21 protein-coding genes are annotated in these 22,770 nt (G+C 58.0%); 12 read left to right on the forward strand and 9 right to left on the reverse strand.

The window, feature by feature from the left end; genetic code table 11:
• The first annotated feature begins 69 nt into the window (after positions 1-69).
• Positions 70-948, forward strand: coding sequence for a LysR family transcriptional regulator (locus ACR0NA_RS18975; protein ID WP_480731667.1), 879 nt, complete (start codon positions 70-72; stop codon positions 946-948).
• Positions 949-956: 8 nt separating this feature from the next.
• Here ACR0NA_RS18975 and ACR0NA_RS18980 read toward each other — a convergent pair whose 3' ends face one another.
• A complete protein-coding gene (locus tag ACR0NA_RS18980) occupies positions 957-2,321 on the reverse strand; it encodes an FAD-dependent oxidoreductase (RefSeq protein WP_480731669.1) in 1,365 nt (454 codons plus the stop codon).
• Between the two features lie 154 nt (positions 2,322-2,475).
• Here ACR0NA_RS18980 and ACR0NA_RS18985 point away from each other — a divergent pair, with 154 nt between their 5' ends.
• From ACR0NA_RS18985 to ACR0NA_RS18995, 3 genes are all read left to right on the forward strand, one after another.
• Complete coding sequence (locus ACR0NA_RS18985; RefSeq protein WP_480731671.1) at positions 2,476-3,618, forward strand: mandelate racemase/muconate lactonizing enzyme family protein; 1,143 nt, start codon at positions 2,476-2,478, stop codon at positions 3,616-3,618.
• Positions 3,619-3,841: 223 nt separating this feature from the next.
• Positions 3,842-4,408 carry a hemerythrin domain-containing protein gene (locus tag ACR0NA_RS18990; protein WP_480731673.1) on the forward strand — a complete coding sequence of 189 codons (567 nt, stop codon included), beginning with the start codon at positions 3,842-3,844 and terminating at the stop codon, positions 4,406-4,408.
• Positions 4,405-5,427 (forward strand): glutathione S-transferase C-terminal domain-containing protein, encoded by a 1,023-nt coding sequence (locus ACR0NA_RS18995; RefSeq protein ID WP_480731675.1) that lies wholly within the window; start codon positions 4,405-4,407, stop codon positions 5,425-5,427. Before ACR0NA_RS18990 ends, ACR0NA_RS18995 begins: the two co-directional genes overlap by 4 nt.
• On the opposite strand, the gene nagA is transcribed toward ACR0NA_RS18995, so the two are convergent.
• Genes nagA through ACR0NA_RS19015 form a run of 4 tightly spaced genes read right to left on the reverse strand, consistent with a single transcriptional unit; the run spans position 5,424 to position 9,269 of the window.
• Positions 5,424-6,578 carry an N-acetylglucosamine-6-phosphate deacetylase gene (nagA, locus tag ACR0NA_RS19000; protein ID WP_480731677.1) on the reverse strand — a complete coding sequence of 385 codons (1,155 nt, stop codon included), beginning with the start codon at positions 6,576-6,578 and terminating at the stop codon, positions 5,424-5,426. The genes ACR0NA_RS18995 and nagA overlap by 4 nt on opposite strands.
• Complete coding sequence (locus tag ACR0NA_RS19005) at positions 6,578-7,609, reverse strand: SIS domain-containing protein (protein ID WP_480731679.1); 1,032 nt, start codon at positions 7,607-7,609, stop codon at positions 6,578-6,580. The genes nagA and ACR0NA_RS19005 overlap by 1 nt, the downstream gene beginning before the upstream one ends.
• Before the next feature lie 8 nt (positions 7,610-7,617).
• Positions 7,618-8,385 carry a GntR family transcriptional regulator gene (locus tag ACR0NA_RS19010; protein ID WP_480731682.1) on the reverse strand — a complete coding sequence of 256 codons (768 nt, stop codon included), beginning with the start codon at positions 8,383-8,385 and terminating at the stop codon, positions 7,618-7,620.
• Positions 8,382-9,269: a glucosamine kinase nucleotide-binding domain-containing protein gene (locus ACR0NA_RS19015; RefSeq protein ID WP_480731684.1), complete on the reverse strand. Its 888-nt coding sequence runs from the start codon at positions 9,267-9,269 to the stop codon at positions 8,382-8,384. The genes ACR0NA_RS19010 and ACR0NA_RS19015 overlap by 4 nt, the downstream gene beginning before the upstream one ends.
• A 163-nt stretch (positions 9,270-9,432) precedes the next feature.
• Here ACR0NA_RS19015 and ACR0NA_RS19020 point away from each other — a divergent pair, with 163 nt between their 5' ends.
• Genes ACR0NA_RS19020 through ACR0NA_RS19045 form a run of 6 tightly spaced genes read left to right on the forward strand, consistent with a single transcriptional unit; the run spans position 9,433 to position 15,455 of the window.
• Positions 9,433-10,359, forward strand: coding sequence for an N-acetylmuramic acid 6-phosphate etherase (locus ACR0NA_RS19020; protein WP_480731686.1), 927 nt, complete (start codon positions 9,433-9,435; stop codon positions 10,357-10,359).
• A complete protein-coding gene (locus tag ACR0NA_RS19025) occupies positions 10,356-11,606 on the forward strand; it encodes an ABC transporter substrate-binding protein (protein ID WP_480731688.1) in 1,251 nt (416 codons plus the stop codon). Before ACR0NA_RS19020 ends, ACR0NA_RS19025 begins: the two co-directional genes overlap by 4 nt.
• Before the next feature lie 59 nt (positions 11,607-11,665).
• Entirely contained in the window at positions 11,666-12,580 is a 915-nt protein-coding gene (locus ACR0NA_RS19030; RefSeq protein ID WP_480731690.1) for a carbohydrate ABC transporter permease, read from the forward strand.
• 10 nt (positions 12,581-12,590) lie between these two features.
• Positions 12,591-13,430: a carbohydrate ABC transporter permease gene (locus ACR0NA_RS19035; protein ID WP_170652706.1), complete on the forward strand. Its 840-nt coding sequence runs from the start codon at positions 12,591-12,593 to the stop codon at positions 13,428-13,430.
• Positions 13,427-14,455, forward strand: a complete 1,029-nt coding sequence (locus tag ACR0NA_RS19040) for a Gfo/Idh/MocA family protein (RefSeq protein WP_480731693.1) — start codon at positions 13,427-13,429, stop codon at positions 14,453-14,455. The genes ACR0NA_RS19035 and ACR0NA_RS19040 overlap by 4 nt, the downstream gene beginning before the upstream one ends.
• Position 14,456: 1 nt before the next feature.
• Positions 14,457-15,455 (forward strand): ABC transporter ATP-binding protein, encoded by a 999-nt coding sequence (locus ACR0NA_RS19045; protein WP_480731695.1) that lies wholly within the window; start codon positions 14,457-14,459, stop codon positions 15,453-15,455.
• A 14-nt stretch (positions 15,456-15,469) separates the two neighbouring features.
• On the opposite strand, the gene ACR0NA_RS19050 is transcribed toward ACR0NA_RS19045, so the two are convergent.
• The 3 genes from ACR0NA_RS19050 to ACR0NA_RS19060 are packed head-to-tail and all read right to left on the reverse strand — an operon-like array spanning position 15,470 to position 19,184.
• Positions 15,470-16,240 (reverse strand): enoyl-CoA hydratase-related protein, encoded by a 771-nt coding sequence (locus ACR0NA_RS19050; protein WP_480731697.1) that lies wholly within the window; start codon positions 16,238-16,240, stop codon positions 15,470-15,472.
• 2 nt (positions 16,241-16,242) lie between these two features.
• Positions 16,243-17,556 carry a hypothetical protein gene (locus tag ACR0NA_RS19055; protein ID WP_480731699.1) on the reverse strand — a complete coding sequence of 438 codons (1,314 nt, stop codon included), beginning with the start codon at positions 17,554-17,556 and terminating at the stop codon, positions 16,243-16,245.
• Positions 17,553-19,184, reverse strand: coding sequence for an AMP-binding protein (locus ACR0NA_RS19060; RefSeq protein WP_480731701.1), 1,632 nt, complete (start codon positions 19,182-19,184; stop codon positions 17,553-17,555). Before ACR0NA_RS19060 ends, ACR0NA_RS19055 begins: the two co-directional genes overlap by 4 nt.
• Positions 19,185-19,335: 151 nt before the next feature.
• Between ACR0NA_RS19060 and ACR0NA_RS19065 the strand changes: the two genes are divergently transcribed.
• Entirely contained in the window at positions 19,336-20,148 is an 813-nt protein-coding gene (locus ACR0NA_RS19065) for a DUF6502 family protein (protein WP_480731703.1), read from the forward strand.
• Positions 20,145-21,035, forward strand: a complete 891-nt coding sequence (locus ACR0NA_RS19070) for a DUF5666 domain-containing protein (protein ID WP_480731706.1) — start codon at positions 20,145-20,147, stop codon at positions 21,033-21,035. Before ACR0NA_RS19065 ends, ACR0NA_RS19070 begins: the two co-directional genes overlap by 4 nt.
• A 23-nt stretch (positions 21,036-21,058) precedes the next feature.
• On the opposite strand, the gene ACR0NA_RS19075 is transcribed toward ACR0NA_RS19070, so the two are convergent.
• Positions 21,059-22,765: a tetratricopeptide repeat protein gene (locus tag ACR0NA_RS19075; protein WP_480731708.1), complete on the reverse strand. Its 1,707-nt coding sequence runs from the start codon at positions 22,763-22,765 to the stop codon at positions 21,059-21,061.
• Between the last annotated feature and the right edge of the window lie 5 nt (positions 22,766-22,770).

Consider the following 22,770-nt stretch of genomic DNA (forward strand, 5'->3'; position numbering starts at 1 on the left):
CTGGTGTAAAGATGATGCAGCGGCTAACAATTTGTTATGGAAAGAACGATCCGCCCGATATCCGGCTCCTTGAACTCGCTTCTGGTTTTCGAGGTTGTCGTCCGCCATTCCAGCCTGTCCCGCGCCGCCGAGGAGCTGGGGATGAGCCAACCCGCGGTCTCGCGGCATATCGCGACGCTTGAGGCGCGTTTGGGCCAACCGCTTCTGACCCGAAACAACAATCGCGTGGCTCCGACCGAGAACGCCTTCAAGCTGGCCAAGTCGGTGGAGTTGGGCATGGGACACGTGGATCAGGTGTGGACCGAGATTTCCGCGCCGCCCGACCGGACCGACGTAACCCTTGCCTGTACGTTCGGTTTTGCTGATCAGTGGCTGATGCCGCGGTTCTCTGATTTGCGTAAGATCGTGGGGGAAGGACGGGTCCGGGTTGTGACCACGGATCAGCTGGGTGACATTGATCTGGGACGTCTGGACGCAGCGGTGGTCTGGGACCCGAACCGCATGCCCGATCGGCCCTACTTTCCACTTATTCCCTGCGAAACGTTTCCGATTTGCAGCCCCAGTTTTCTGAAAGCCCACCCTGAGGCGCAGGAATGCATATCCGACCTCTCGCCCGACTTGTTCGTGCATCTGGATGTCGGTGATTCCGGCTTTATGACATGGGATAGCTGGTTCGCGCATGCGGGACTCAAGCCGCCGGCATTCGACCGCCCACCGACGTTCAATGCCTATCCCTTTTTGTTGGAGGCGGTCCGCAACGGCGAGGGGGTCGGCATGGGCTGGCGCGGGCTTGTCGAACAGGCACTGGCCAAAGGCGAAGTGCTGCGCCTCGGGCCAACGATTTCGAACCGGAAAGTGTCCTATTTTCTTCAGCATCGTCCAGTGCGCAACGAAAACGGTGTTTTGGGGAGGATGCTGCAGTGGTTTGAGCATGCAGCATCCGAGTAAGGTGACGCTTACAGCCTCGCACCTTCGTTGTTCAGCAGGTTGCGGATATCTGCGCCCTTGATGTCGCGGATGGCGATGTTTTCGTTGATGGACAGATCGGTGGCCAGCGCCGCCGCATGGCCGTAGCCGAAGCACTGTGCCGTCACGCGGGCCGAGGCCAGCGCCTCGTGTTCCGCCGACAGGCATCGACCCGCAACGATGATGTTTTCGCCCTGCACCGGCACCAGCGTGCCGTAGGGGATTTCATAGGTGTCGTCGAACAGCCATTCGACCTTGGGCTTGGTGCCCGAATGCAGTTCGATCGGCCAAGGTGAGTTGGCGATGGCATCGGGCGTTTTGGAGCGGCCCAGAACATCGTCATTGGTCAGCGTTGCGATACCGGTCACGGTGCGGGTTTGGCGGATGCCGATCTCGACCCCGGTGTCGTTGACATAGCCCTCTTCGCAACCCGGAATGTTGCGGCGCAGGAAATCTGCGTATTCGCGGACCTGCAGGCGGGCGACCAGTTCACCCTCGGAATGGTCGACCGGGTTGGTCACATCCAGATCGCGACCGTCAAAGCCCAGAATACGGGTCGCGTTCACCATCAGTTCACCCGGGCGCGTGGTGGGAAAGATCCAGATCTTCTTGCGCGGCAGCCGCTTGCCTTCGTTGTCCGCCGCGATCAGCTGATCGATGACCTTTTGCGGGCTGATCGTATCCTCGCCCCAGTATTCACAGAACCGGTCGACATCGATACCGCCCATGCGGAAGATCATGGTCGGGTTCTGGATTGTACCGTTGTTGCCCTTGGTGGTCTGGAAACCTGCGCGGTGGATCACGTCGCCATCGCCTGACGCGTCGATGATCCGCTTGGCGCGAACCTGAGCCAGACCGGATTTCGAGTTCACGATAACCCCGCCAAACGCGTCGCCTTCCATCAGCACGCCCACGACCTGCGAATGATAGAGGATCTGAACACCCGCCTCGCGCAGGAAGCCGTCGGCCACCTCACGCCAGATCTGCGGATCATGGGTAACGGTATAAGTCTTGCCATAGCGCTGCGGGCCGCTGACGCCATTGCGGCTTTCCAGCGCGGCGCGAAATTTCTCGGCCCAGCCAAAGACCACCTGCTCGGGCGCCGCGTTTTCTTTTTCGGTCGACAGGAACATGCCGCAGATGGTGCCGGACAGTCCCGCAACCGCGCCGCCGCCGCAGAACCCATAGCGTTCAATCAACAGCACCGAACGGCCCTTGCGCCCCAGTGTTTCCGCAGCTGCCACCCCGGCGGCACCGCCGCCGACGACAACTACATCGACATCGGCGAAGACCGGAAGATCGCTCTGCGAAGGTTCTCTGTAGGTGCTCTGCCACTGGGATTCAAAGCTGGTCATCTGCGGTCTCCTCTACAACTGGCATGCCGTCGGGCGGTGAATGATTTTTGGCGCATTAACTGATATATCTATTGATCGTCAATACCAATTGTCATAGGTGGGGATAGCGAATGACCGCATATCAACCCCAACTCGCTCATCCGAGGGCACGCAAATGACTGAAATGACAGAAGATCGTTTTGGTAAGATCGAGAGAATCCAGGTCTATGTCGTCAAGACCGGAATCCCTAAATTTTCGTGGTCGCCGACCATGCCGGCATTGCTGACCACCAACACCATCGCCAGAATCACCACCTCGGACGGGTTTGAAGGTGCGGGCGGGGTCTTTTCGTGCACCGAGCACGACTTTGACCGTGCCGTCGCCGAAGGCATGCGCCCGCTGCTGAAGGGCCTGCTGGGCCGCGCTGCCCTGCGCCGCGAAGATATCTGGAAATGGATGCAGCTGCGCCGCCTGTCGATCCCCAACACCTCAATAGCAGGGCTGGACATCGCCATGTGGGATCTGGCCGCCAAGCGGGCGGACATGCCACTTTACATGTTCCTCGGCGGCTCACGTGATCGGGTCAAGGCTTATGCCTCGACCCAGGTATTCGACGGGCCGGAACCCTATGTGGATTTGATCGATGAGCTGCGCGAACAGGGCTTTGCCGCATTCAAGTTTCACTACAAATGCGAACCGAATGCCGACATAGAAATGATGCGGGCCGTCCATGCCGCCCATGGCAACAAGGGGTTGGACTTCATGTTCGATGCCGACGCCTACTACAGCCACAAAGGCGCGCTGAAGGTAGCGCGTGCGATGTACGAGATGGGTTATGTCTGGCTTGAGGCGCCCTTCCCGGACCATGATCTGGACGGATATCGCGAACTGCGCCGCCGTACGGAACTGCCGATCCTGCCCGGTGGCAACACCATCGTCGATCTGCCCAACATCGCCCACGCCATGCGGCACGACTGCTGGGACGGTGTGCGGATCGACGCGACAACCGCAGGCGGCATCACGCCCGCGCGCAAGGTCATGGCGCTGGCCGAAGCCAACAACTATAACGTCGAGTTCCAGAGCTGGGGCTGCGCCCTGTCGATGGCGGCGAACCTGCACCTCATGCTCGCCTTTGACAATTGCGAGTATTTCGAGATGCCGGTGCCCTATGCCGACTTCCAGGTCGACGCGCTTGGCCGGATCGAGGTCGACGCCGAAGGATACGTCAACGCATCCGGCGGGGCTGGGCTGGGTCTTGAAATCGACTGGGACGAAGTCGAAGACATGTCGATCTGCAAGATCGATGTGCACGCCTAACATCAAAGTCGACAAATTGATCGGGGCGATTATTCACCGCCCCTTTTCAATGTGACACGTGATAAAAAAACGCATTCCATCTGCGTCTTCCGACAAACCGGCCACCTTGCTGCGCAATCGTGCCTCATAGCGTATCGTGCACGCGCAGCACATTGCCTGTGCATTTTTCGGTCTGAAAAAACGATACCTTCCGCCCCAGATGTGGTCGGAAAGGAGCAGGACCATGCTTGATACAGTCAACATCCGTACTGACGATATGCCCACCGAAATGCGCGTCTTGCTGAACGAGTATCCGCGCGGGGACTGGGACACCCATCCAGGGTTCCATGAAAAGACCCGCCATTGGCTTGGCGCGCACCAGCTGTTTCGTCGGCTGGCCAGTCTTGTGCAGACGGACGCGCAGGCGTATCTGGACAAGGGCATTGCCCCCGAGCAATACGCAAGCCGCCTTTCTTATTACGGAAACGCGCTGGTGGCGAACTTGCACGGTCATCACGGCTGGGAAGATCACAGCTTTTTTCCGGAATTGTCGGCGACAGACCCCCGGTTCGATGCGGGTCTTGAGCTGCTGGAAAAAGATCACGCCGATCTTGATCTGGTTCTGGACAGCTACACCCGGACCGCCAACCGTGCGATCAAGCTGATCCAGCTTGATGAACGGCAAGCGCATGACGAGGTCGGGCGACTGCATGAGACCTCGGAAGTAATCGAAGCCTTTCTGGACCGCCATCTGGGCGACGAAGAAGAGCTTGCCGTGCCCATCATTCTGCATCACCGTCTGAGAGGATGAGCGATCTGACGAAACAGGAAGATCAGGCGAATGCCGAAAGCCGCCGCGCACGGGGTGAATTCGTGCGTGGCGTCAGCGGATTCAGACACGTAATCGGTGACCCCGACTTCCCCGCGGAGGCAGGGCGCTATCACCTTTTTGTGGCGCTAAATTGTCCCTGGTGCCACCGGGTGACACTGGCGCGGAACATTCTTGGACTTCAGGACAGCATCACGATGGATGTCGCCTTTCCCAACAGAACAGAGGAAAGCGATCCCGAGGGCGCCAACAACTGGCAATTTGATCCGAGCCGGGTCGCTTCGTTAACCGGCGCGCCACTGCCCGAATGCACCGGTGAAACCGGAACCGGGCGCAATCACCGGCTGGTCAAGGGCATATACGCGGCCGAAGGATCAACCGAACGGTCCGTTCCGATCCTTTACGACAAGAAGCTCGGGCGGATCGTCAACAACGAAAGCGCCGAAATCATCCGGATGCTGGACCTGCATACCGTGGAACTTGGCGGCGGCATTCAGGGAGTGAACCATCCCCGCCTGTATCCTCAAGATCCGGATTTGCGCGCTGAGATCGACGACCTGAATGCGTTAATCTACAGCACCATCAATAACGGGGCTTACAAAGCCGGATTTTCTTCGGATCAGGCAATATATGCAGCTGCGTTCGAGGCCTATTTCGACACACTTTCCGAACTCGAAGCCCGGTTGGCCTCAGACAACCGGCCATTTCTGACTGGCACATCATTCACCGAGGCCGATCTGCGCCTTTTTCCGACGTTGTTCCGCCACGATCCTGTCTATCACCTGCGAATGAAGCTGAACGGCGCGAGAATGCTTGACTACCCGCATCTGTGGCGCTGGCTCTGTCGGGTGTACGCGATGCCGGGCGTTGCCGAAAGCAACTCGTTGGTTCACTGCCGGCAGGGGTATTTCGGCAGAAGCTGGAACGGCGTTGTTCCTCTGGGGCCGGTCACACCTCTGCCCTACCCCAAGGCCTATCTGCACCCGGAACTGGCGGGTTAAAGCGTGCGCTGAAGGCCGCGCGTCCAGACCCCGCGTAGTCTGGTGGTATTATCAACATGCAATATGTCAGCTTGCGCACCGGCATTCAGCCTGCCCAGATGACCCGCACCGATCAGATCCGCCGGAATCAGCGTCGCCATACGAAACGCCCCTTCGACGGACAACTCGGCCATGTCGCTCACGTTCCTGATCGCTGTCAGCAATTCAAGATGCGCCCCGGCCAGAGTTCCATCCTCAAGCGTCAGTCGGTCGCCGTCACGCCGGATTTCCCTGCCGTTCAACGTAAACGAGTCAATCTCTGACCCTGCCGTCGCCATTGCATCACTGACCAGGAAAATATGTCCGGGTCCGGTTTTTGCGCGGATGGCATTGCGTACCGATGCCGGGTGAACATGGATACCGTCTGCAATCAACCCGGCGGACAGGCGGCCCAGAGCCATTGCCGCGCCTACAGTTCCGGGTTCGCGATTGCCCATCTGACTTTGGGCATTGAACAGATGCGTAACGCAGCGCGCTCCGGCCTCTGCAGCCTTACGGCAATCATCAAAACTCGCATCCGTGTGCCCCAAGGATACAAGAACGCCAGCATCAGACAGTGTCGTGATCTGAATGTCCGTTACGCTTTCCGGGGCAACCGTAACCTTCAACACCGGCAACCTTTCAGCAGCCTGCAACAGAACATCAAGATCCGGCACCTGCATCGGCCGTACAAGTTGCCCATCATGCGCACCCTTGCGGGACAGCGAAAGATGCGGCCCTTCCAGATGGAGACCCGCAATACCGGTGACACCTTCGCTGATTGCCTGAACCGTGGCATCTATTGCGTGCCCGGTAAGCTCTGGTGTGTCTGTGATCAGCGTCGGAAGGATCGTCGTTGCCCCGATCCGGGCATGGGCATCAGCCATCCTGCGCAGCGTTTCGACACGCGGAGCATTGTTAAACATCACCCCGCCCCCGCCATTGACCTGAAGGTCCACAAAACCAGGCGTCAGCAGGCCACCGTCCAATCGTGTCACCTCTGCACCGTCAGGAACTTCCGCCTCGGGCGCAATCGCCACGATCTGACCGGCCTCATGCATCAAAGCGTGACCGTCCAGCACTCCGTCCTCCGTCAGGATACGTGCACCCATAAGGGCTTGCAGGCCAGTCATCATACGGTTTCCGTTACCTTGTTCAGATGTCGCGGGGCATCGGGGTCGATGCCAAGGGATGCGGCAAATGCCTCGACCATCGAATAGAACGAGACAATCAGGCTGACAGGGTCGGTCAGAGCATGATCTGTCCTCACATATTCAATACACGCCGCCGCCCGAACCCTATCGGTTGTGGCAAAAACGCGGGCACCTTTTGCGCTGATCGCATCGGCGATTTCGGACAGGGCCGGTTCCGCCGCATCAGCTGCGGCGAAACACAGAACGGGAAATCCCTCTTCAACAATCGAAACTGGTCCGTGCAGCACTTCGGCCGAGGAATAGCTTTCAGCGTGCAATTGGCATGTTTCCTTGAACTTCAAAGCTGCTTCGTGAGACACCGCCAGTGCCTGCCCCCTGCCGAGGGTGAACAAAGAAGATTGCGCCCCGATTGCTTCGCGCATCTGTGGCCAATCTATCCGGGTCGCCCTTTCCAACTGCTTCGGCAGATTGCGCATCGCGGCCAGCAAGGCCTCGTTCCTGTTCCAGTCAGCCAAAAGCCAAAGCCCGGCCACGACCGAGGTCACGAATGTCTTGGTTGCCGCCACGCTTAACTCTGGCCCGGCCTGAATATCAATCGTGTGCGCACTGGTTTTTGCTAGCGGCGAGTCGGGATTGTTTGTCAGCGCTACGGTCATCGCGCCATCGCGACCGGCATTGGTGGCCATAGCCGTGATATCCGGACTTTTTCCCGATTGGGAAACCGAAACGCATAACCCGCGGTTCAGTTTGAGCGGCGCATCATAGATCGAGCCGATGGACGGCCCAACGGATGCCACCGGTACGCCCAACAGAATTTCCGACGCGTATTTCAGATAGGTGCAGACATGATCAGACGACCCTCGGGCCACTGTCATCATGAACACCGGGTCCAGTGCCCGCACGGCGGTTGCCACTTGGCGTATGTCGTTCTCTCCAAGGCTCAGCAACCGTTCGACGGCTTCGGGAATTTCGTCGATCTCCTGACGCATTCGGGTAGGTAGGGTCTGCATCCGGCGTCCTAACTATTGGCAAAGCGCAATTCGGCCACAAAATCATAGGCATCACCGCGATAGATGGAGCGGGTAAATTCTACGACCCGCCTGTTCGGCAAGTAAGATGTACGTTCAATTCTAAGACCGGCCGCTCCGGGAGAGACACCCAACAGGTTTGCGTCTTCATCTTCAAGATTGATCGCCGAAATGCGCTGCAAGGCACGCACCGGGCGGTTTCCACTGCTTTCCAACACTTCGTAAAGCGAGGTCTCGACCACAAGTGGATCAGGCAGAATATCGGTCGGCAACGAGGCGCGTTCAATCGCCATCGGCTTGTCATTGGCACGGCGCAGCCGGGCGATCCGCGATACGGCCTCACCAGATGACAGGGCAAGGGCCATAACCTCCTCGGGGGAAGGCACATGCACTCCACGCTCCAGCCACTCGCTGGATGATCGCAACCCACGACGCACCATGTCCTCGGTGAATGAGGTGAGACGGGACAACGATTGTTCAACCCTCGGCGTGCCGTCCGAGACAAAGCTACCCGAACCCTGACGCTGTATGATGATGCCACGGTCAACCAGATCCTGCATGGCCCGGCGAACCGTGACACGGGACAGGCCCGTCAGGTTTGCAATCTCGCGCTCTGCCGGTAGCGGCGAGCTCTTGACCAGAACCCCTTGCGCAATGCTCTCTTCGATCCGCTTGCGCAACTGGACATATCTGGGGCCGGCGCTGTCCTGCATCCAACCGCCCGACTTCAGAAAGCTCTCGATTGTCTGAACTGTCATGCCACGCCCTGCCGGTGTCTTTGGGCCAATCTTTGCGCCAGCACCATTGCGCCATCCAGGGCGCTACCCAACGGTGCAATGACTGATCCCGACATTTCCGGTGACAAGTACTGAACATAGTAAGGCGCCACCCCACCTATTGCGCAAATCGGCTCGCCGGATGTCCATCCCAGAGATCGCAATGCCACCATAAGATAGTCAGCCCCCCTTTGCATGAGATCCAGCCCGATTTTGTCACCCTTTCCGGCAGCATCCACCACTGCCGGGGCAAAGCTCGCGAAATCGACCGGGCGCGCCTGTCCTGAGAATTCGACCAGACGCATCGGATCTTCGCCGAAACGCGCCGAAATCTCGTCGGTCAGATGCGTGGAAGATCCGGCGCCATCCATTGTCAGCAGAACCTGCCGAAACAACTCTAACCCAAGCCAGTTCCCGGACGCCTGATCCCCGATCAAAGGGCCGTATCCACCCGCGAACCGGATTTCACCGCAATCCTGTCGCGCGAGAAACGAACCGGTTCCCACTCCTATCAAACTACCCGTCCGATCCCCCAGCGCCCCCACAACGGCGGACCGCCGGTCATCTTCAACCTCGACGATTCCGGACGGCAGGCGCCGGGCAACGCGCCGGGCAACGGCCTGATCCGTGACGCCCGCCAGTCCTGCGTAGACAGGAATGCCTTTCAGCTCTGCGGGATTGAGCCCGGCGACTTCCATCAATCCGCGAAGGCCTTCCAATATCGTACCGATGGCGCGATCGAAGTCCGAGAAGACATTCGCGCTGCCAAGCTTCAACTCATGGCGACCCGCCGGAGTCGTCAGGGCGAACCGGCAGGATGTGCCGCCGCCATCTATGGCAATCAGGTAAGGAAAGGACTCAATCATGTAGATACCTTTACAATACCTTTGAGCGCACCAAAAGATGTTTCTAGTCAAAATCACTCCATGTTTGGCAGTTTTTCCATTTCATTCGGTATTTTTTTGAAAAAGAAAAGATGGACAAAAGGTATTGTAAAGGTATTAGATATGAGGGCCACGGGGGAATCGCATGAAGCCGCAAACGCCGCAAAAAACCGAAATGCTGCGCGACGCGGCGGTTGACTTGGATCTCAAGCCCAACCCGGAAATTCTGTCCTGCCTTCTGCAAGGGCAACAGGATGCACTTGCATCGGTTGCTGGCAGCCTGAACGAAATTGCGGCGGGCGCCGAAATTCTCACAGAAACCATTCGCCACGGGGGGCGCATTTTCTATGCCGCCGCAGGGTCCTCGGGCCTTATGTGCCTTGCAGATGCAGCAGAGTTATCGGGAACGTTCGGATTGCCCCCAGAACGCATTCGGATTTGCATGGCCGGAGGTGTGCCGACTGATGCCGCGATGCCGGGGCATACCGAAGATGATGAAGCCGAAGCACAAACTGCTGCACAGGACGTAACCGCGCAAGACGCGGTTATCGCCATATCAGCCAGCGGATCGACCCCGTTTGCAGTAGCGTTTGCGAAACTGGCCCGAAATTCAGGCGCGCAGATAATTTGCATCGCGAACAACCCTGATGCCAAGCTGTTCGCGCATTCGACCTGCGCAATCCATTTGCAAACCCCGCCCGAAATTATTGCGGGATCGACCCGCATGGGGGCCGCGACAGCGCAAAAGGCCGCGCTCAACTTGATGTCGACACTGATGGGTATTCGGCTGGGTCATGTCCTTGACGGCCTTATGGTAAATGTCATCGCCGACAACAAAAAGCTCAAGGCCCGCGCGCTGGATATCGTGAAGAAAATTACTGGCAGCTCAGACACCCTGGCGCGTGATGCGCTGGCACGCTCTGAGGGGCACGTGAAAACTGCCATTTTGCTGGCTGCGGGTGTCTCTGCACGCTATCAGGCGGAACAAATTTTGCAGGATACCGGGGGGCAGGTCCGACCGGCACTGGAGCGCCTCAAAGTCAATTTGAATCAACAGGGAGAGGAAACATGAACAGAAAGTCTTTTGGAGCCATATTACTGGCATCAACCGCTCTGAGTGGGGCGGCCTTTGCGGAAACGACACTAACGATCGAAAGCTGGCGCAACGATGACCTGACGTTGTGGCAGGACAAGATCATACCTGCGTTTGAGGCGCAACATCCTGACATAAAGATTGTATTCTCGCCGCTTGCACCCACGGAATACGATGCCGCTTTAAACGCAAAACTCGAGGCCGGTTCGGCGGGTGACATTATCACCTGCCGTCCATTTGATAGGTCGCTCGGGCTGTATGATGGCGGGCACCTTTCTGACCTTTCCGATTTACCGGCAATGTCGAACTTCTCGGACGTGGCAAAATCTGCGTGGCAGACCGATGACGGCTCGGCCACTTTCTGCGTTCCAATGGCCTCAGTGATCCATGGCTTCATCTACAACAAGGACGCATTTAACGAGCTTGGAATCGAGGTACCTCAGACTGAGGATGAGTTCTTTGCTGCGCTGGACAAGATCAGAGAGGACGGCACTTACATTCCGATGGCGATGGGCACGAACGACCAATGGGAAGCCGCCACAATGGGCTACAACAACATTGGGCCGAACTATTGGAAAGGTGAAGAGGGTCGACTTGCTCTGATCGATGGATCTCAAAAACTGACCGACGAACAGTGGGTCGCACCTTATGAAACTTTGGCGCGATGGAAAGACTATCTGGGTGACGGATACGAGGCACAGACCTACCCGGACAGCCAGAACCTGTTCACGCTGGGGCGGGCTGCTATTTACCCAGCGGGGAGCTGGGAAATCTCGGGCTTCAACACGCAAGCGGACTTTGAAATGGGTGCGTTCAAGCCTCCGGTAAAGAACGCTGGGGACGCGTGCTATATCTCTGATCACACCGATATTGGGATTGGCATGAATGCCGCGACCGAAAACCCCGAGGCGGCGCAAACGTTTCTGGCTTGGGTCGCATCTCCGGAATTTGCGAATATCTTTGGTAACGCCCTGCCCGGTTTTTTCCCGCTGTCCAACGAGCCTGTCGAACTGGAAGACCCGCTTGCCAAGGAGTTCGCAAGCTGGCGTGGGGAATGCGGGTCGACCATTCGCTCGACCTATCAGATTCTGTCGCGCGGCGAGCCGAACCTGGAACTGGAAACCTGGAACGCTTCGGCGAACGTTGTAAGAGGCACCGAAAGCCCGGTCGATGCAGGCCAACGGCTGCAGGACGGCTTGGCTAGCTGGTACGAAAAGCACCAATAACCACTCACAAACGAATGGCCCCGGACTTTTGGGTCCGGGGCTGCATCAGGGGACCGAGAATGGGCAACAGCCGAAACAAATGGCACATCGTGGTTTTTCTGACGCCTGCGGTGCTGGTCTATACCGCTGTGATGATCTTTCCCCTGTTCAACACCCTGCGACTGGCGCTGTATACCGAGGTGGAACAGGTCCGCGTGTTTGTCGGGCTGGATAACTTTCAGACATTGTTTGGTGATCCCAACTGGTCGGGTGCATTCTGGAATGCGCTTGGCAACAACTTCTGGTTCTTTTTCATTCACATGCTGGTCCAGAACCCGATCGGCATCGCTTTGGCCGCGATACTTAGCCATCCGCGCCTGCGCTATGCCGCCTTCTATCGCTCGGCCATTTTCATCCCGACGATACTGTCCTTTGTCATCGTGGGTTTCGCCTGGAAGCTGATCCTGTCGCCGATCTGGGGTATCGCCCCCGATCTGCTGAAAGCGGTGGGTCTGAATTCGCTCTATGCCCCGTGGCTGGGCAAGGAGGAATATGCACTGACCACGCTGGCGCTTGTGTCGGTCTGGCAGTTCGTGGGCATCCCGATGATGCTGATCTATGCGGCACTGCTGTCGATCCCCGAAGAAATTCTTGAGGCCGCCGAGGTTGAAGGTGTCACCGGCATGTCTGCATTCTGGCGGATCAAACTGCCTTTGATCCTGCCCTCGATCGGTATCATCTCGATCCTGACATTCGTGGGAAACTTCAACGCGTTCGACCTGATCTATGCCGCACAGGGCGCGCTGGCCGGGCCGGACTTTTCCACGGACATCCTCGGGACGTTCATGTACCGCACTTTCTTCGGGTTTCAGTTGCAACTGGGCGATCCACACATGGGTTCGGCCATCGCAACAGCCATGTTCGGCATCATCCTGACCGGCGTCTGTATCTATCTTTTCCTGATCCAGACACGCATCCGCCGGTATCAGTTCTGAGGTGACTGTGATGAACAAGGCCCGCAGAAACCCGCTCAATATTGCCGCGATGCATGGGGCGCTGATCATATACACGCTGATCGCGCTGTTCCCGGTTTTTGTGATCCTGATCAACAGTTTCAAAACCCGCAAAGCCATCTTTCGCGAGCCGCTGGCGCTGCCAAGCTCGGACACGTTTTCGATGATCGGATACCAGACGGTAATGAAACAGGGGGATTTCTTCCTGTATTTTCAGAACTCGATGATCGTCACCGTCGCCTCGCTGTTCTTCATCCTTCTGTTCGGAGCCATGGCCGCTTTTGCCCTGTCCGAATACCGGTTCCGAGGCAACACCCTGATGGGGCTGTATCTGGCGCTTGGCATCATGATCCCCATCCGGATCGGTACTGTCGCTATCCTTGAGATGATGGTGGCCACCGGACTTGTGAACACCCTTTGGGCGCTGATCCTTGTCTATACCGCGCAAGGGCTGCCGCTGGCCGTTTTCATCCTGTCCGAGTTCATGCGGCAGGTCAGTGACGATCTGAAGAATGCCGGGCGTGTCGATGGCCTCAGCGAATATACTATATTCTTCCGCCTCGTTCTGCCGCTGGTGCGACCGGCAATGGCGACGGTTGCGGTATTCAACATGATCCCCATCTGGAACGATCTATGGTTCCCGCTGATCCTTGCACCGGCGGAAGAGACCAAAACACTGACACTTGGCAGTCAGGTCTTCATCGGGCAATTCGTGACCGACTGGAATGCGGTTCTGTCTGCACTCAGCATGGCGATCTTGCCGGTCATGGGCCTCTACATCATCTTTTCGCGGCAACTCATCCGCGGCATCACTTCGGGAGCGGTCAAATGATCCGTGTACTGATTGCCGGACTGGGCAATATGGGGCTGAGTCACGCCCTTGCACATCACAATCACCCTGACGCGGAAATCGTGGGGCTGATTAACCGCTCGGGCGAAGTCTCGCACCCTGCGCTGCAAGGATATCCGGTCTTTACGGATTTCAACACCGCTCTGTCCCGAACCCGGCCTGAACTGGTGGTCATCGCCACCTATTCAGACACCCACGCCGATTATGCCTGCGCAGCAATGGATGCCGGCGCGCATGTCTTTGTTGAAAAGCCTCTAGCCACCACTGTTGCAGATGCCCAACGCGTAGCAGCCAAAGCAAATGAAACCGGCCGCAAACTGGTCGTCGGATACATCCTGCGACACCATCCTTCGTGGATGCGCCTGATATCCGAGGCACGCGATCTTGGTGGCCCTTATGTCTTTCGCCTGAACCTGAACCAGCAATCGGACGGCCCTACATGGGAAACGCACAAGATGCTGATGCAAACGACCTCTCCCATCGTCGATTGCGGCGTGCATTACGTTGACGTCATGTGCCAGATCACTGATGCCCTGCCCGTTCGCGTGAACGGAATGGGTTTGCGCCTGTCGGATGAGATTGCCGAGGACATGTATAACTATGGCCAGTTTCAGGTGGTCTTCGCTGACGGCTCCGTGGGCTGGTACGAAGCTGGCTGGGGGCCGATGATGTCCGAAACTGCGTTTTTCGTGAAAGACATCATCTCGCCCAACGGCGCAGTTTCGATTACCGAAGGCAACAAGGGCGCATCCGATGACGTGGACGGCCATACCCGGGTCGGTGGCATTCTGGTCCATCGCCCCTCGGGCGATCACCTGATCGAGATGCAGGGCGAGCCGGATCATCAACAGCTATGTGATGCGGAACAGGCTTATATGCTGCGCGCGATCTCGCAGGATATCGATCTGACCCGCCACATGAGCGACGCGGTGCAATCCTTGCGCATTTGTCTGGCGGCTGACGAAAGTATCCGAACCGGACAACCGGTTGACCTGAAGGAGGCGTAACGTGACCGCGCTGAAACTATCCAACGTTTGTAAGTCATTCGGCTCGGTCGAGGTTCTGAAAAACATCGACCTCACGGTAGAGGAAAATGAGTTTGTGGTGTTTGTCGGCCCGTCGGGTTGCGGCAAGTCGACCCTGTTGCGCGTCATTGCGGGGCTTGAGGATGCGACGGAAGGAACGGTCGAAATCGACGGCGAGGTGGTAAACACCACTCCCCCTGCCAAGCGTGGGATCGCGATGGTTTTCCAGTCCTACGCGCTCTACCCGCACCTGACCGTCCGGGGCAATATGGAGCTTGGGCTGAAAAAGGCCGGACATCCAAAGGCTGAAATTCAACGAAGGATCACAGAAGCCGGCCGGATGCTGTCGCTGGGGTCGTATCTGGAGCGCCGCCCGGCCGAATTGTCCGGCGGTCAACGGCAACGGGTGGCAATCGGTCGTGCCATTGTGCGCAATCCCAAGCTGTTTCTGTTTGACGAGCCGCTCTCTAACCTCGACGCGGCATTGCGGCTGAACACCCGCATCGAGATTGCCAACCTGCACCGGCAGATCAGTGCCAGCATGATCTACGTGACCCATGATCAGACCGAGGCCATGACACTCGCCGACAAGATCGTCGTTCTGCGCGACGGTCAGGTTGAACAGGTGGGCAGCCCGATGGAGCTGTACAACAATCCCGCCAACCGGTTTGTGGCGGAATTCATCGGGTCCCCGGCGATGAATTTTGTTCCTGCGGACCGGGTTGGCCGGGCACAGGGTCAGCTGGTGGGCATCCGCCCCGAACATGCCCGGCTGAGTGACACCGGCCCCCTGTCAGGCACTGTCGTGCATGTTGAGAATCTGGGAGCGGATACAAATATCCTTGCGGATATCGGAACGGAAAAACCTTTTACTGTCAGAGCCTTCGGACAACATCAGGTTGAACCCGGCGCGCCAGTCGCGATCGAATTTGATCAGGACAAGGCGTTGTCCTTCAGCCCTGAGGGGCAAAGGGTTCCGTAAACATCCCCTCAGGATCAATCGGGATGAAACCGGGGTTTTCGTTTTTCCAGAAAGGCCGACATCCCCTCTTTCTGGGCCGGTAGCCCGTACAGCGAGTGATACATCTGCCGCTCGTACCGGATACCGGTCTCAAGCTGGCTTTGTTCGGCCATGTTCACACAAGACCGCGCCATTTGCACGATATCCGGAGCATACCCGGCTATCGTCTGCGCCACGTCTTGCGCAGTTTCGATCAATGTGTCCTGCGGCACAACGCGGCTGACCAGTCCCATCTGCAGGGCCTCCTGCGCATCGATCATGCGTCCCGTCAGGATCATATCCATCGCCCGCGCCCGCCCGATCAGCCGCGTCAGGCGTTGTGTGCCTCCGATACCGGGAATGCATCCGATCTTGATTTCAGGCTGCCCGAACCTTGCAGTGTCCGAGGCCAGAATGACATCACACATCATCGCAACCTCGCACCCTCCGCCTAAAGCATAGCCACTGATGGCCGCCACTTTCGGAATGCGCAGCGCGGCGAACCGATCCCATCCTCCAAAGAATTCGCTGGCCTGCATGCTGGCATAGTCCTGAACAAGCAGTTCACCGATATCAGCCCCGGCAGCAAAGGCGCGATCATTGCCAGTCAGAATCAGGCAGCCGATCTCCGGGTTTGTGTCAAAGGCGGTCGCCGCCTCCAACACCTCTTCCATCACCTGTGTATTCAGCGCGTTCAATTGATCGGGCCGGTTGAAACGGATCGTCGCGACCCGGCCCTTTGTCTCGGTTTCAATTGTGTCATACATGTTCAACTGTCCCAGATTGCGCCATAGGCCGGGATGCCCAAGCTTTCCATGTCATGCACGACCTTGCGGGTCAGCTTTTGGTTCGAGATCACAATGACCGCCTCGGCCCCGCTGTCCCGCACCGCCTGCAAGGCCAGCGCCGACAGGTTTGGTTTGCCCTGCGTGTCGGTGTCCCAGATCAGCGGACTTTCGGTATGCGCCTCGATCTCGTCAACCAGCGCATCCCCATAGGTCTTGCGCGGGCTGCGCGTGGACCAGATCAGGCGGTTGGGCACCTCACCCGCCAACAGATGCGGCAGGATCGGTCCAATGCCGGAACCTGTGCCGACATAGACAACCTTTTTGAACAACACCTCAATCCGTGCCACGCCGGATGTGGTAATGCCCTTGACCCAGACCTTGTCCGGCGGGTTATCGATGAACCGCCCGGTCCAGTCCCCTGCCCGGCTGATCGCCAGCCTGTATCCGGCCTCATTCGGTGCAGGGATGTTGGCGAACGAATGATACTCGCCAAAGGGGGTATGACTGATCGCATTGGAACTTCCGGGAAACGGTGTATCGCCATAGTCGAACCGCGCCAGAACGGCATGGTTGGAAGGCTTGGCGATATCAACCTTGACCCTCTTCAGGGTTAACCATGGCGACAGGATCGACAGCGTGATCAGGCACAGCATCCAGAAGGCGGGGCTGTGCAGCAGATCACCCTCCATATCCCGTGTGATCGACACGGTTTGCCCCCAGAACAGGCCAAGAACCGTCCACCCAACAAAGCGGTGAATTTTCTCGAACGCGTTGTGAAACCGGGCGCGGATCGGACCAAGGGCCGAGATGACCATCACGGTCATCAGCACCACCATGGCTGTACTCAATCCCAGCGTCAGATCCGAAGGGACCACACCCCCGCTCAACCGGTTCCGGATCATCGCGTAAAGAAGAAATCCGAACCAGATCGTGCCTGCGACCGTTCCACCCGAATGAAGGCCGCCGAAATGAAACACCTTTCCGGCCCCCCAGCGTATCCATAATGGCCAGGATACCGGCACGCGGGTTGCCAGCCAGAACAAGGCGTTGATCACCCTTTGCTGCCGGATCAGAATTCCGACGCTCAGGTTGATCAACGCCATGTCCGCAATGGGACTCAGTGCGTACTCGTTACCAAAGAACCAACGCCCGTCGCGCAGCCCCAGCGCGAACACACTCAGATTTAGAACTGCCACGAGAAAAGCCAGACGGCGGTATTCCATCAGTGCGGGATGTCGGGTGATCCGCCGCCAGTTCAGGGCGCGGGATTCCAGATTTGTCGCTTGGGTCGTCATCTGGTCAGCTCCGTATCGGTGGCTGTCATATGGTCCTGCGCCAGTTTCAGCAGCAGTCGCTTATCCAGTTTGCCGCGCGGCGTGCGCGGCAGGCTCTCCATCGGAAGCACCAACGCCGGAGTGCAGTAATAAGGCAGGCGGTCGGCCACCGACTGCGCGGCCTGTTTCGGGCAGGCCGTGGCCGGTGAGATAAAGCTGACCAGATTGCGGTCGTCATATTTCAGTGTCACGGCCTGTTGACAGCACGGCGAGGCCTCCAGCGCATTGGTGACGCCATCCAGTTCGACGCGAAAGCCACGTATCTTGACCAGATCGTCCACGCGCCCGAAATGCTCCAACTCTCCATCTTCCGTCCAGCGGCCCAGATCGCGGGTGCGGAACATCATGTGGCCGGGCCGGAACGGATCGGGGCGATAACGGTCTGAGGTCAGATCGGGATTTGCCAGATATCCCGCGGTCACACAGTCACCGCCTGCCCACATCTCACCCTTGTGACCCATCGGCAGGGGGCGCAGGTCCTCGTCCAGAATATAGACGGTATTGTTCGGTGTCGGACGCCCAATTGACAGGACCGGTTTGTCGGGAAAATGCGGCTCGGCCGTATTGATGATGGTCGTTTCCGTTGGCCCGCAGGAGTTGTAAAAGATGCAAAACGATGACCAGGCATCGGCCAGTGGGCGCGGACAGGGCTCACCCGCCACAGCGGCCACTTTAATTTGCCTGCACCGGGAGTGATTCAGCGAATTCAGGATCGACGGTGTGGCAATCAGTACATCGACCTTTTCCGCCGTTTCCTGAATGGACTTGCCACGAATGACAAGCGTCGCACCGTTGGACAGCGCCCCAAGCGTCTCCCATGCCGCCATGTCGAATGCGATCGAGAGTATCTGGCCGACTTTCAGCCCCGGGCGCATCCCCAGATCGCCGGGTGCGGTCAACAGTATGTTGGCCAGATTGGCGTGTGTGACCTGCACTCCGTTCGGGACACCTGTTGTGCCCGAGGTAAACAGGATCATCGCCAGATCATCCGGCATGGCGCGATATTCGTCGCCCACAGGCACCGGCGCATCCAGCATGGGGTCAAACATCACCGTGTCAATTGTGATAAGCGTCTGATACGCTGCCACGGGCACCTGATCGACCAGTTCGCTGAGGCTCAGCAGCACCTTCGCCCCGGTGACATCGGCGATGTGGCGCAGCGTTTCGGACGGCGCTACGCCAACGTGTTGCGGCACATAGGCAGCGCCAAGCTTCATTGCGGCGACTATGCCGACCACCATTTCGACTGAGCGGCGCAAATAGAGGCAAACCGCATCACCACGTTTGACCCCATGGGCACGCAGCACACCGGCCAACCGGTTGGATGCTTCATCCAGCGCGCGATAGCTCATCTTATAGCCACCGCACTCAACAGCGTCCGCATCTGGCTGCCTGCCCAACTGGTGACGCACAGCGTCAGCGATCGTTGCGTGCCGAGGTTTGACCTTGGGCCCCCAGCCAAACCTGCGGAACTGCACACGATCCTGCGAGCTGAGGCGCGACAAGGCGTTGTTATCAGGCGCACAATCAGCCGTTGACGGTGTAAGTGGCCGGAATTCCTTCAAATGATTGATGACTATATCTTGCATGGCGGTCTCACTTTCTAGTGGGTCACGCCATATTGATAATGGGAAATTTTCCCATTACACTTCACGTTCAATCACACATCGGTAACGAAACCGTTGAATGTGCAGTCAAATAGTAAATGTTATCGCCTGAAAGCCCATAACGAGTAACACGATGTCAAACGGCCCTGATAACCCATTCGATTCCGCCCTGGCCTCGCTGCTGGCCCCGCTGGCGCAGGCCATGGTCGCGCATGGTGTAACCATCGGTACGGCAACCGAGGCAATGAAGAAGGCGTTGTTGACAGCCGCACTCGAAACCTCGGCAGAACCGCTCAGCGACAGCAAAGCCAGCCTTTTAACCGGCATACACCGCAAGGATGTCAAAAGGCTGCGCGATCCGGAAAGTGATGTTGCCGAAAGGCGCAGTTGCAACGCAGCGGCACTGGTCATCAGCTATTGGGCAACGTCGCCTGAGTTTCAGGATAATTCCGGTTCACCACGTGATTTGCACCGCAAGGGTGAAGAGGACAGCCCGGGTTTTGACGAGCTTGTGCGCCATGCACGTGTCGACATGGCCCCGGGAACCGTTTTGCAGACCCTTGTGGATCAAGATATTGTACAGCTGCAACCAGACGGCGCTTTCCGGTTGCTGACCCACGCCTTTCTGCCGTCGGGCGGTAGTGCCGAACAGGTGGCGGCCTATCAGGCCACTTTGTCGGCACATCTGACAGCCGCCACCCAAAACCTTCTTGCGGATCAGGACACACTCAGAAACTTCGACCGGGCCGTTCGATACTCGCACCTTTCGCCCGCTTCGATCGAGGAATTGCGTGAAACCTCAAGCCAGCGGGCGCAAGCATTGTTGCAGGACATCAACGCACTGGCACACAAGTTGCAGGACCGCGATCAGGATGGCGATCACAGGGGCCGCTTTGCAATGGGCGCCTATGTTCTGCCCTCACCGGACAAAGGTAAGGAGACATGATTGTGTTTCTGCGCATTTTGGCTGCAATCCTGGCGATGACTGCAGGGATCGCACCCGTCACAGCCCGGGACAACGAAGACCGCGAAGGCGGGATCATCGGAACCGGTATTGTCGGCACAATCACCGGTCTGGGTAGTATCGTCGTGAACGGGTTGCATCTGGAGATCACAGACGACATGCCCGTCGACGGGGCCATTCCGGCAATGAACGCAAGCGAACTGCGCCCCGGCCATACTGTCGCGATTGTGGCCGAGCGGCAGGGTGATGATTGGTATGCGCGAAACATTCGGCAGGTATATCCTCTTGTCGGGGAGGTAAGCGCAGCCACCGAAGCCGGGGTAACCGTGATGGGCACCGAGGTCGAGTTAAACGATCTTTTGCCGGAATTTAAGGTCGGGGATTGGGTCGCAATCAGCGGGTTGTGGCAAGGGAAAAAGGTAAACGCATCAATGATCGAGCGGTTGCCCGGGCCGCAGCCCGAGGCGCGGCTGAGCGGAACCTATCTGGGCCCGGATCACAACGGCAATGACGTGGTTGGAGATACCGTGATCACCGGGATCAGGCCCAGTCATCTGCAACCGGGTGATCTGGTGCGCGTCTTTGGACAGCCGACACCGAACGGAATCAATGCAACACGTCTGGAAACCCATTTATTCGGCGAAAGGGTCGGAGTGGTTCAGGTTCAGGGATATTACTCCACCCCGCAGCCAGATGGCCTTTATACAGTTCTGGGCAGTGGCCTTGTGGCATATACTGATCAACCGGAGATGATTGACGGGAGCACCAAGATCATCGAATGCGGGGAAAACGGTCGTTTGGGCAATGTAATGGCCGATCCGTCCGGATCCGAGCCGGACACCCGTGTTTTGCAGGAACTGGGGTGCTGACCCCGACCCAACCTGCCCGGCTGTCAGAACTGATGTTCCAGCCCGGCCTTTTGCAGGCTGCGCATCAACTTTTCCCGGAACGTGTCGTCCAACTGCCAGATCGACAGAGTTTCAGGGGCTTTGGTTGCAAAATCCGGTTGCAGGTCCAACAGGTCCTCTAATGCATCCTGCGCCTGTTCCCGGTTCCCAAGCTCGGCGTGTAGTGCCGCACGCCACAGGTGGGTCCAAAAGAAACTCGGCATTTGTATCCGGTCCAGCACCGTCAGAGCCTGCATATACTCGGACTGATCGAACAAATAGAAGACGCGTGGAAAGTGGTACCAGTGCGGATGCACCGGATTCAGGGCGATGGCGCGATCCACGATGGCAAGGCCTTCGTCCCAGTTTCCGCTAAAAGCAAGCCGCATACCGTAATGGGCAAGTATTGTTGCATCATTGGGGTTCAATTCCATGGCCCGTTGTCCGGCCTGACGAAAGCCGTCGAATTCACCAAGAACAAACCGCATGTTCGCCAGCATAAGATGGGCGGTGGCCAAATTGGGATCGGCCTGAACCGCGCGCTGTGCCGCTGCTTTGGCGGCACCCAGAACCCGGTCAGGATCACCGGCGAGATTGAACCGGATCTGTTGAAGATAGAGGTTCGACAAAACCGCCCAGGCCTCGGCATAGTCCGGGTTTTGTTCGACCGCTTTCAGAATGCAAGTTTTGACATCATCGTGGCGATCCAGATCGATGGTGATCTGATAGCTGTAGTAATCCAGAACGCAGTCATAAGCATCCCGGTCATGGGGCGGTGTGCGGGTAGCCGTCTGCATCGCGCCTTGGGTCAGCAGACCGTATTTCCCGGCAAGCTGGCCCGTCACGTCACGGACTACCCTGTCCTGCACGTCATAAATTTCGCCGGGTGACCGGCCAGTGACGTAACTGCGGACCCAGATGTACCGCCCGGCCTTCAGATCAATCAGGCGAGCCGACAGATGCAGCGCATCGCCCGCTTCCAGAACGCTGCCTTCCAGCGCAAAATCTGCGTTGAACTCGGTTCTCAATTCCTGAGGATCGGTCTGACCGTTGCGAAACCGCTCGACGCTGCCAAGTGGCAGAACCCACAGATCGCGAAAACGCACTAGTTCTGTGGTCAGTTGCTGTGTGACCCCATTGGCAAAAACCTCGGGCGCAGCTCCGAGGGACTCAAACGGCAGCACCGCAACAATCGGCCCGCTGGGCAGGTCGAGGTCATGCGCAGATGAGGGCTCGGGCTGGCCAAACCCTGCAATCCGGGCCCAGACGATGCCGCCGGCCAACACGATACAGATCGCCATGACCGCAAGCACCAGACGTTGCATCGGAGTGTTTGGTGCGCGTTTAACGCCTTCTACGTCAGAGGTCCGTGGGCGCGCGATCACCGCATCGAAACGGGGCGCATATCCACCTTTGGGGATAGACAAGCGTATCGGATCGTCCCGTCCGGGACCGGCATAGTAACTGTCGATGTCCTGCCGCAACCGCCGCGCTTCAAGCCGAACAATGGGGTCGATCTGTTGATCGAAACTGGCATCCCGGCCAAATACGGACATGGCGATTGACACGCCTTTGATCTGTTCGGCGCGGCCAGCCAGATGTTCTTCGACCACATAGGTCAGAAACGCCCGCCGCTGAGGGGTAGCGGCAAAATCGGGATGGTCCAGAAGACGTTGCAACTGCTCCCGGATGTCGCGTTCCGAAATGGTCAACCTAA

The sequence above is a fragment of the Ruegeria sp. C11 genome (genome assembly GCF_056537725.1).

Coding starts and splice junctions, on each gene's coding strand:
- ACR0NA_RS19050 (WP_480731697.1), bottom strand. CDS start 16,240: ATGTATGACACAATTGAAACCGAGACAAAGGGCCGGGTCGCGACGATC.
- ACR0NA_RS19065 (WP_480731703.1), top strand. CDS start 19,336: ATGTCAAACGGCCCTGATAACCCATTCGATTCCGCCCTGGCCTCGCTG.
- ACR0NA_RS19025 (WP_480731688.1), top strand. CDS start 10,356: ATGAACAGAAAGTCTTTTGGAGCCATATTACTGGCATCAACCGCTCTG.
- ACR0NA_RS19010 (WP_480731682.1), bottom strand. CDS start 8,385: ATGACAGTTCAGACAATCGAGAGCTTTCTGAAGTCGGGCGGTTGGATG.
- ACR0NA_RS18985 (WP_480731671.1), top strand. CDS start 2,476: ATGACTGAAATGACAGAAGATCGTTTTGGTAAGATCGAGAGAATCCAG.
- ACR0NA_RS18980 (WP_480731669.1), bottom strand. CDS start 2,321: ATGACCAGCTTTGAATCCCAGTGGCAGAGCACCTACAGAGAACCTTCG.
- ACR0NA_RS18990 (WP_480731673.1), top strand. CDS start 3,842: ATGCTTGATACAGTCAACATCCGTACTGACGATATGCCCACCGAAATG.
- ACR0NA_RS19055 (WP_480731699.1), bottom strand. CDS start 17,556: ATGACGACCCAAGCGACAAATCTGGAATCCCGCGCCCTGAACTGGCGG.
- ACR0NA_RS19020 (WP_480731686.1), top strand. CDS start 9,433: ATGAAGCCGCAAACGCCGCAAAAAACCGAAATGCTGCGCGACGCGGCG.
- ACR0NA_RS19070 (WP_480731706.1), top strand. CDS start 20,145: ATGATTGTGTTTCTGCGCATTTTGGCTGCAATCCTGGCGATGACTGCA.
- ACR0NA_RS19060 (WP_480731701.1), bottom strand. CDS start 19,184: ATGCAAGATATAGTCATCAATCATTTGAAGGAATTCCGGCCACTTACA.
- ACR0NA_RS19030 (WP_480731690.1), top strand. CDS start 11,666: ATGGGCAACAGCCGAAACAAATGGCACATCGTGGTTTTTCTGACGCCT.
- ACR0NA_RS19015 (WP_480731684.1), bottom strand. CDS start 9,269: ATGATTGAGTCCTTTCCTTACCTGATTGCCATAGATGGCGGCGGCACA.
- ACR0NA_RS19035 (WP_170652706.1), top strand. CDS start 12,591: ATGAACAAGGCCCGCAGAAACCCGCTCAATATTGCCGCGATGCATGGG.
- nagA (WP_480731677.1), bottom strand. CDS start 6,578: ATGACTGGCCTGCAAGCCCTTATGGGTGCACGTATCCTGACGGAGGAC.
- ACR0NA_RS19040 (WP_480731693.1), top strand. CDS start 13,427: ATGATCCGTGTACTGATTGCCGGACTGGGCAATATGGGGCTGAGTCAC.
- ACR0NA_RS19005 (WP_480731679.1), bottom strand. CDS start 7,609: ATGCAGACCCTACCTACCCGAATGCGTCAGGAGATCGACGAAATTCCC.
- ACR0NA_RS18995 (WP_480731675.1), top strand. CDS start 4,405: ATGAGCGATCTGACGAAACAGGAAGATCAGGCGAATGCCGAAAGCCGC.